Annotated in this window: 8 protein-coding genes and 2 tRNA genes; 5 read left to right on the top strand and 5 right to left on the bottom strand. The window is 39.3% G+C overall.

What is annotated here, in order from left to right; all coding sequences use genetic code 11:
• The 3 genes from B4H32_RS12070 to B4H32_RS12080 form a co-directional block, all read right to left on the bottom strand.
• On the bottom strand, positions 1-477 hold a 477-nt coding region (locus B4H32_RS12070), incomplete at its 3' end, for a catalase (RefSeq protein ID WP_286803260.1).
• 291 nt (positions 478-768) lie between these two features.
• Entirely contained in the window at positions 769-1,452 is a 684-nt protein-coding gene (locus B4H32_RS12075) for a DUF421 domain-containing protein (protein WP_004682742.1), read from the bottom strand.
• Positions 1,453-1,506: 54 nt separating this feature from the next.
• Entirely contained in the window at positions 1,507-1,890 is a 384-nt protein-coding gene (locus B4H32_RS12080) for a hypothetical protein (protein ID WP_004682741.1), read from the bottom strand.
• 242 nt (positions 1,891-2,132) lie between these two features.
• Between B4H32_RS12080 and B4H32_RS12085 the strand changes: the two genes are divergently transcribed.
• The 3 genes from B4H32_RS12085 to B4H32_RS12095 all read left to right on the top strand — a co-directional run bounded on the left by B4H32_RS12085 (position 2,133) and on the right by B4H32_RS12095 (position 5,500).
• Positions 2,133-3,701: a type I restriction-modification system subunit M gene (locus tag B4H32_RS12085; RefSeq protein WP_286803262.1), complete on the top strand. Its 1,569-nt coding sequence runs from the start codon at positions 2,133-2,135 to the stop codon at positions 3,699-3,701.
• Complete coding sequence (locus B4H32_RS12090; protein WP_004682739.1) at positions 3,701-4,909, top strand: restriction endonuclease subunit S; 1,209 nt, start codon at positions 3,701-3,703, stop codon at positions 4,907-4,909. Before B4H32_RS12085 ends, B4H32_RS12090 begins: the two co-directional genes overlap by 1 nt.
• Positions 4,910-5,125: 216 nt before the next feature.
• Positions 5,126-5,500: an endonuclease domain-containing protein gene (locus tag B4H32_RS12095; RefSeq protein ID WP_004682738.1), complete on the top strand. Its 375-nt coding sequence runs from the start codon at positions 5,126-5,128 to the stop codon at positions 5,498-5,500.
• Between the two features lie 156 nt (positions 5,501-5,656).
• On the opposite strand, the gene folD is transcribed toward B4H32_RS12095, so the two are convergent.
• Complete coding sequence (gene folD / locus B4H32_RS12100) at positions 5,657-6,505, bottom strand: bifunctional methylenetetrahydrofolate dehydrogenase/methenyltetrahydrofolate cyclohydrolase FolD (RefSeq protein WP_004674908.1); 849 nt, start codon at positions 6,503-6,505, stop codon at positions 5,657-5,659.
• A gap of 170 nt (positions 6,506-6,675) precedes the next feature.
• Between folD and B4H32_RS12105 the strand changes: the two genes are divergently transcribed.
• Positions 6,676-6,749: transfer RNA gene (locus tag B4H32_RS12105), tRNA-Cys, on the top strand.
• An 8-nt stretch (positions 6,750-6,757) separates the two neighbouring features.
• Positions 6,758-6,843 (top strand) — tRNA-Leu (locus tag B4H32_RS12110).
• Between the two features lie 125 nt (positions 6,844-6,968).
• On the opposite strand, the gene B4H32_RS12115 is transcribed toward B4H32_RS12110, so the two are convergent.
• Positions 6,969-8,465: alkaline phosphatase D family protein (locus tag B4H32_RS12115; protein WP_286803266.1), on the bottom strand; the 1,497-nt coding region annotated here is incomplete at its 5' end.

Here is an 8,465-nt window from a genome sequence, read left to right on the forward strand (position 1 = left end):
AAATTTAATAGCATCCTTAATGAAGAAGACAGGGATATTATTCCCCACCAAATCATAATTTCCTTCTTCAGTATAAAATTTTATAGAAAAACCTCGTACATCTCGAACGACATCAGCCGAACCTCGCCCACCTTGAACTGTAGAAATACGGACAAAGATAGGAGTTCGATTATTTGTGTCCGTTAGGAACTTGGCTTTAGTCCATTTTTCATTACCTGTATAAGCTTGAAAGTAACCATGAGCACCGACCCCTCGAGCATGTACAACACGTTCTGGAATACGCTCACGATCAAAATGAATAAGTTTATCCCTTAGAAGAAAATCCTCGAGAAGAGTAGGGCCTTTCTCATTAATTTTTAGACTATTTTGATTATCAGCTACGGGAACACCTAAAGAAGAGGTAAGGGTTTTACCTATAGGATCCACGTATGCTTCCTCAGAAAGCTGGTCGATTTTTGGTGTATTTGGTTCTTTCATATCACATTCTCTTATACATTTGCTTTATAACGTTTTGTGAAATTAAGTATTTGTTTTCACTTAAGTTAATGGCTTGTTTGTTGACGGATATTGTGTGCTTATACAATTTAATTAGGTTATCTACAATCGAATATGAGTTACTTGCAAGAAAACTCTTTTTTGGATCAAAGATACCCATATAAACTTTAAGTATTTATGCTTTGAGTAAGGTAAAGAAATGTGTATTTTTTGTTCGCTTAAACTATTCATTTTAAATAATATTGAATTAATCTAAGTCAAAACAAAAGCTTATTAATTTTGATATTCCTCGCAATACAAACAGGATTTAGCCCATTTTGTATTTTGACAGCGAGGGCATTCTTCATTTAAATGATTTAAAAGTTGGGTTTGGCCACACAACATACAAGAATAAAAGTGATTGACATTATGATGATCTGCGATTTGGTATTCATCGGGAAACAAAGGAAGACCCCATTTTATATTTTCTTTAGAATATGGGATCACGCTTAGGCAGCCATCAGTCTCAAGCAGTGCCATTTTAACTTGTCCAAGGTGCTCTATTTTCTTTTGGCGCATTTCAGCAAAGAACTCATCATATGAATACTTTTCTCGGTTAATATCCTCAACAATCAGTAAACCATTTTTGACGATGTATATTGGTCGACCTTCCAATACGGTCTCAATAGCATCGGATTTCATCATTAAATAAGTTGTTAAGCGATATAAAGCCATAATTACTGCAAAAACGATGACAGCATGAATGATCGGAACTTCTTCATAGAACATAGAATCGCCAGCAGCAGATCCTAAACTAAGAATAATTGCGATTTCAAAGATGGAAAGTTGCCTAACACCACGTTTACCAGAAAATCTTAAAACTAAGATAATCAGGAAGTACATCAAGACACTACGAAGTACAATTTCTGCTGCAAAAGTAAATGTAGTATCAGCTAATAGTATTTTTATAAAGTCCATTTTACACCTATTTAATTTTCTTTTTAGTAAAACTTCAAAGTATTTTCAGTAAGATTACCTTTCCTCTATTAATTGACACTTAATATTTACAAGTCTAGATAATATTCCCTCTACACAGCTTTTATGCCGCTCAAACAATGGATCTTCTGTATTTTTCCAGTTATTAAGAATTTCTTGACCAACTTTGAGTTCTTTTTCTAGTTCACTAATTCTCTGTTGAAGTGCCATTTTTTTGTTCCATTGAAGTAATAACTCAGCTTCCACTTCTGCTCGTGTGACCTCTCCACTAACGATTCTCTCAAAGTCTTCCTCAGATCGCTTTTCTGCAGCCTCTATGACATTTTGAGGGTAAGAGTGACCCATGATACTTTTTGCTAACATATGGGCTGTACGGAGCTCTACAGCTTCTTCATCTGTATATACACGCTCTACATTCATTTAGATTCTCCAAACCTCTTCGGAATATCCTACCTCTACTACAGAAAACATGGAATACTTGATCACTCTGATTTTATTGATACTTTACTCAACCATGCAGAAATGATTTCTGATCCTAGACAGTATCGTGGACAACCAGCCCCTCTAAACTTTTAATATATTTCTGTTCAAAGGCTGCTGAAAAAACTTTAATTTTCGGTACACTAGTCATGTTTTATTCATTTCATCGGACTCCTATAACAATGACCCACGTACAACTGCAACAATTACAAAAACAACTTTGGAATATTGCCAATACTTTGCGTGGCACTATGGGCGCCGATGAATTCCGTGATTACATTCTGGGTTTTATTTTCTTTAAATATTTATCAGAAAAATCGGTGAACTTTGCCAATGAATTGCTCGATGGTGAAGACCTCAGCTTTTTAGAATTAGATGAAAATAATCCTGAGCATGTGCCCTACATCGAAGAAATTAAAAAGAATGCCATTGCCGAAGTGGGTTATGCGCTCACACCCAAACAGCTATTCCATACCTTAGCCGAGCGTGGTCGTCAGGGCGAATTTATTTTGGATGATTTAACTGCAACCTTAAAATCAATTGAACAAAGCACTTTAGGCACCGACTCTGCCGATGACTTTGCCAACCTGTTTGAAGATTTAGATCTAAACTCGACCAAGCTTGGCAATAATGCCAGCGACCGTAATGCACTGGTGGCGAAAGTCCTCAGTCATTTAGATGATATTGATTTTGATATTTCCAATACCGAAGCCGATGTACTGGGGGATGCTTACGAATACCTGATTGGTGAATTTGCCTCAGGCGCGGGCAAAAAAGCGGGGGAATTCTATACGCCGCAAACGGTATCGACCTTACTGGCAAAGATTGTCACCCAAGGCAAAGACCGTTTACGCTCAGTCTATGACCCGACTTGCGGTTCAGGTTCGTTGTTGCTGCGTGTGAAACGTGAAGTGAAAGATGTCGATATGATTTACGGTCAGGAGATGAACCGTACCACCTACAACTTGGCACGCATGAACATGATTCTGCATGATGTGCATTTTGCCAAGTTCGACATCAAGCAGGAAAACACTTTAACCCGTCCGCAGCATTTAGATAAAAAGTTTGATGCGGTGGTGGCGAATCCGCCATTTTCTGCCAACTGGTCTGCCGATCCGTTATTTTTACAAGATGAGCGTTTTGCTGCGTATGGCAAACTGGCGCCAAGTTCTAAAGCCGATATGGCTTTTGTACAGCACATGCTGTATCAACTGGATGACAACGGCACGATGGCGGTGGTGTTACCGCATGGCGTATTGTTCCGTGGTTCGAGTGAGGGCGTGATTCGTCAGTATTTGATTGAACAGATGAACGTGGTGGATACCATCATCGGTCTGCCTGCCAATATCTTCTATGGCACCTCGATTCCGACCTGTATTTTGGTGTTGAAGAAAAACCGTGAGCATACAGGCAACATTCTGTTTATTGATGCCAGCAATGATTTTGAAAAGCAGAAGAACCAAAACAAGTTATTGCCTGAGCATTCGGATAAGATTGTTGCGGCATTTGAACAGCGTAAAAATATTGAAAAATATGCGCATGTGGCGACTTTGCAGGAAGTGAAAGATAACGATTACAACCTGAATATTCCGCGTTATGTGGATACTTTTGAAGCGGAAGCCGAGATTGATTTAGATGTGATTGCAAAACAGCTTCAAGCTTTGGAACACGACAGCCAAAAAACCGATGCCATCATTGGCGATTTCTGCAAAGAGCTAGGCATTGTTTCACCGTTTGCGGAGGTGAAGTAATGGCTACGCCAAAGTTAAGATTTAAAGAGTTTGATGGGGATTGGAGTTCTCAGACATTAGGAAACATAGCTAAATTTATTTCAGGGTATGCTTTTGATAGTGAAAAATTTGATGAAAATGGTAGAAAACTTATAACACCTAGAAACTTCACGACATATGGGCGTGCATTATTTACTGAACAAAATACCAAATTCACAATTGAATCTTGTGATGAGAAATTTGTATGTCGAGGAAATGATCTATTAATATTACTTACTGATTTGACACAATCATGTGAATTATTAGGTAAACCTATTTTATTGCCGCATCTGAATGAAGAAATTTTATTAAATCAGCGAATTTTAAAAGTTGAACCAAACCAAGATGTAATCGGTAAGGTATTCTTATTGAATTTCTTTTTAACTGAAAACTATTTAAAGCATATTAAAGAGACTTCAACTGGAACAACAGTACGACATTCATCTCATAAGATTTTGTCTAAATATGAAGTTTTTTATCCATCCAAAGCAGAACAAACCAAAATTGCCTCTTTCCTTTCCGCAGTCGATGAAAAGATTAGCCAACTGACTCAAAAACATGAGCTACTTAGCCAATATAAACAAGGCATGATGCAGAAGTTGTTTAGCCAGCAGATTCGTTTTAAAGCGGATGATGGCAGTGAATTTGGGGAGTGGGAAATAAATATAATTCGTGATGTTTTCACAAATAAATCTAAAAATTTTAATCCTCAGAACGAGGGGAATTTACCCTGTATTGAATTAGAGCATTTATCTCAAAATACTGGGAAAATATTAGGCACTATTGAAAGTTGTGAACAGCAAAGTACAAAAAATTTGTTTGAAAAGAACAGTGTTTTGTTTGGGAAGCTACGACCATATTTAAGAAAATTTGCTAAACCTAAATTTAAAGGCGTTTGCTCTAGTGAAATTTGGGTACTAACAGGTTTGAAAATATCGAATGATTACTTATTCCAGTTTGTTCAAAGTGAGCAATTTACCGAACTAACGAATATTCAATCTGGTTCTAAAATGCCAAGAGCTGATTGGAATGTAATAGCAGATTCAGAGATTGAATTTCCTTGCCTAGAAGAACAAACCAAAATCGCCAACTTCTTATCTGCCATTGATCAAAAAATTGAAGTTGTGGCAGAGCAAATAGAACAAGCAAAAACTTGGAAAAAAGGCTTATTGCAGCAGATGTTTGTCTGATTTACCCCCCTAAATCCCCCCTTTGCAAGGGAGGACTTTCCACGAAATTAAAGGCTGAATATGATTCGTGGAGTTCCTCCCCATATTAAGGGGAAGTTAGGTGGGGTTGCACTTGACGACCATGTCCTGACAAGGGGGGTAGGTGGGGAGGGGGTAAATTTTTCAGCCCTCACCATCAAAAGGGGAAGTTAGGTTGAGAATAAATTGAGAAAAACCATGACACAAAAAATATTTAACAAAATAGAATATAAGCAACGCCGTCAAACATTACGCAATAACATGACCGAACCTGAAAAACGGTTATGGGGGATTTTAAGAAATAGCCAGTTTGGAGTGAAATTCCGTAGGCAACATGGTATTGGGCATTATATTGTCGATTTTTATTGTCCAGAATTAAAATTGATTATTGAGGTCGATGGTGAAAGCCATTTTTTCGAAGATGCCCAAGCTTATGATAAAATTAGAGATAAATTTATGCTAGAGTTGGGTTTAACGACCATTCGATTTAGCAACCATGAAGTTATGACGAATATTGATGGTATATGTCAATTAATACAGCAGGTTGTAAAAACCCCCTCTAACTCCCCCTAAAATAGGGGGAGAACAGCACGAATCCCATGACTTATAAGATTCGTGGTAAGTCTCCCCTTAATAAGGGGAGATTTAGAGGGGTTAAAAATCAGATAAATCAACATATTAAAACTTGTGTAGACACTTATATTCATAAAGAGAGGGTTAGGGGGGAATTTAATCCAAAGCTTTTTCAGCGGCTTCAACGGTCTGACGAATCAATGTGGTAATCGTCATAGGGCCAACACCGCCTGGCACTGGTGTATAGGCAGATGCAACTTCTTCAATTCCAACAAGTTGAATATCACCTACACCACCGCCATCACGAGGATGGAAACCAGCATCAACCACAACCGCACCTTGCTTGATCCAGTCTTTCTGAATCAGTTCAGCCTTACCGACTGCACCGACAATAATATCTGCCTGTTTAACCAGCTCAGCAAGATTCTGGGTACGTGAATGGCAAATTGTCACTGTCGCATTGGCCTGTAATAGCATCATCGCCATTGGTTTACCTAAAATCGCTGAGCGACCCACCACAACCGCATGTTTACCTGCGATTTCAATGTTGTTTTCCTGCAAAATGGTCATGATGCCTGCTGGCGTCGCTGAGCCATAAGCAGACTCACCCATTGCCATACGACCAAAACCAAGGCAAGTTACCCCATCCACATCTTTTTCTAGTGAAATAGCATCAAAACATGCGCGTTCATCAATCTGTTCAGGAACTGGGTGCTGCAACAAGATGCCATGCACATCAGGATTGGCATTCAGTTTTTCAATTTCAGCCAGAAGTTGCGCTGTGGTGGTCTCTTTCGGTAATTCGATTTTAAGTGAGTCCATTCCCACACGACGGCAAGCATTGCCTTTCATGCGTACATAAGTTGCAGATGCACCATCATCCCCGACAAGGATGGTTGCCAAAATTGGGGTACGCCCCGTTTTTGCTTTTAATGCCTCTACACGTACCAACAAATCCGCCTCGATTTGTTTTGCCAATGCACGACCGTCTAAAACCAATGCCACAGCGTATCTCCCAAGTGAGTATAAGTAAGTGCTTACTAATCAGATAAGTATGCAAATGATACATGATAATTTGTCCAATATGCTTTTAGATGTTGTTTTTATGTGCATATTCACCCGAAACACTATTGTTTTTTTCCTAAAGATTGCTAATATGTGCATCACCAAGAGATGGCGGGGTGGCAGAGTGGTCATGCAGCGGACTGCAACTCCGTGTACGCCGGTTCGATTCCGACCTCCGCCTCCATTGGTAAAGCCCGAGTGGTGAAATCGGTAGACACAGGGGATTTAAAATCCCCCGCCCACAAAGCGTGCCAGTTCGAGTCTGGCCTCGGGCACCATTTTTCAGCAAATGAAATATGGTGCTAAAAATTCCAGCTTAATGCTGGTTTTTTTATGTCTGAAAATATTTGCAATAAAAATAAAAAAAGCCAAACAGAATGGTTTGGCCTCTACTGAAATAGGATTACGCTACTTGTTGCGCTGTTTTCATTGGCAATAAATTCACATCCAAACTCAACTGATGCTGTCTGGCTGTATCAACACTATATTCAGGCTTCTTGATTGAATCCACATAAACCCACTGTGACTGTACCTGTGCTTCATCAAATTGAACAATTAAATAACCTCTTTGATTTAAGTTGCAATAGTTCAGCTCATCAATCAAGGTGGTAAACGCAAATTCAAACTGTTGCAACTGAGCCAATGGGATATTTAAATATTTTTCCAAACCTGGCGAAGAAACTGAACTGGTTGCCAGCTCAACACCAACAAACACACCATCCTTGCTATATAGATTGGATGACCACGCATTATGGGTATCCCCTGCAAGTACAACAACTTTTTTCTTTAATTGTGCCAAAGTGCCATACAATATTTCACGCTCTGCAAAATAACCATCCCAGGCATCCAGATTATAAGGTGCAACGCTGAGAACGCGGGCTTTTTCCTGATCGGTTAAGCTCGGATCACCTTGCTTTAAACGCATCTTTAAGGTGACTAGCTCAGTAATTTGCATATTCATTTTATTTAAGGTGTCGGCAGTTGGATTGCCTGAAGTTATTTCTGCCAATGAAAGCAACAATTCAGCTGGAACCAGCATTTTTGTCATTAAAATCTGCTGCCCCAGTACATTCCATGTGGATGTCGATTGCTGTAGTTTTCCAAGTAACCAATCACGCTGGGTATAACCCATTAAGGTACGTGCTGGATTGGTTAAATCTGCCTGAAACTTTGCAATATCCAAACCATTTGCTGTGATATAGTTGGCATAGTCCAACTGCTCATCACGGGCGATAATCCGAGTATCAAGCATAGTCAGTTGCACCAGCTTGCCAAAATCAAACTGGCGATAAATCTTGAGATGTTGTTCATCTATGGGACGAATTGGCATCCACTCAAAATAAGCCTGTAAAGCTGCCAGTTTACGCTCCATAAAAGAACCCTCATTAACCTGATGATTCTCTGCACCATCTCGCCATGTGTCATTTGCCAATTCATGGTCATCCCAAATCACAATAAAGGGATGGCGATGATGTAATGCCTGCAAGTCCTTGTCTTTGCGGTATAAAGCATAACGTTTACGGTAATCATCTAATTTGATAATTTCTTTATTGTTATCAGCTGCCAGTGTTCGTCCTAATTTTTCCGCATCTTCTGTTGCATAACCATCTGCGCCATATTCATAAATATAGTCACCTAGATGAATGACCACATCAACATTTTGCTTCGCCATTTCCCGATACACATAGAAATAACCTGCTGGATAATTTGAGCATGAACATACCGCAAAACTGACTTTTGAGGTGCTGGTTGCTAAGGTTTTAGTTTGACCAACTGGAGAAATCTTGTCACCAAAGATAAAGCGATAGAAATAACGCTGGTCTGGTTTTAAACCCGTGACATCCACCTTGACGGTAAAATCTTGCGATGCCGAGGTAAGGACTTTATCGGTTTTAATGAT

Origin of the sequence: Acinetobacter sp. UBA2063 (genome assembly GCF_002333245.1) — a bacterium.
GTDB lineage: Bacteria > Pseudomonadota > Gammaproteobacteria > Pseudomonadales > Moraxellaceae > Acinetobacter > Acinetobacter parvus.

Bases quoted from the DNA above. Each gene is read 5' to 3' on its own strand.
- B4H32_RS12080 (WP_004682741.1), bottom strand. From the start codon at position 1,890: ATGAATGTAGAGCGTGTATATACAGATGAAGAAGCTGTAGAGCTCCGT.
- B4H32_RS12075 (WP_004682742.1), bottom strand. From the start codon at position 1,452: ATGGACTTTATAAAAATACTATTAGCTGATACTACATTTACTTTTGCA.
- B4H32_RS12095 (WP_004682738.1), top strand. From the start codon at position 5,126: ATGACACAAAAAATATTTAACAAAATAGAATATAAGCAACGCCGTCAA.
- B4H32_RS12090 (WP_004682739.1), top strand. From the start codon at position 3,701: ATGGCTACGCCAAAGTTAAGATTTAAAGAGTTTGATGGGGATTGGAGT.
- B4H32_RS12085 (WP_286803262.1), top strand. From the start codon at position 2,133: ATGACCCACGTACAACTGCAACAATTACAAAAACAACTTTGGAATATT.